General features: G+C 68.2%; 1 protein-coding gene. It reads left to right on the top strand.

Annotated elements, in window-relative coordinates:
• Positions 1 to 51 precede the first annotated feature (51 nt).
• A partial coding sequence (locus tag AAHZ94_RS35185) for an acyltransferase domain-containing protein (RefSeq protein WP_502964884.1) occupies positions 52 to 336 on the top strand: 285 nt, incomplete at its 3' end.

Genomic DNA, 336 nt, shown 5'->3' on the forward strand with positions numbered 1-336 from the left:
GCTGTTGGGGTTGTTACCAGTGGTGGTGGGGTGCGGGTTGATGGTGGTCGGGTGGTGTTCGTCTTTCCTGGTCAGGGGTCGCAGTGGGTGGGCATGGCACTGGAGTTGGCGGACCAGTCGGAGGTGTTCCGGGCCCGGCTCGAAGCCTGTGATGCGGCCTTTGCGGCCCTGGTGGGTTGGTCGGTCATCGACGCCATCCGCGGCGGCGAAGGCGCGCCCGACCTCACCGAACTCGACGTCGTACAACCCGCACTCTTCTCCGTGATGGTGTCGCTGGCGGCGCTCTGGCGTTCGCTGGGTGTGGAGCCCGCCGCCGTGGTGGGCCACTCCCAGGGC

The organism is Streptomyces sp. HSW2009 (assembly GCF_040240285.1).
GTDB lineage: Bacteria > Actinomycetota > Actinomycetes > Streptomycetales > Streptomycetaceae > Streptomyces.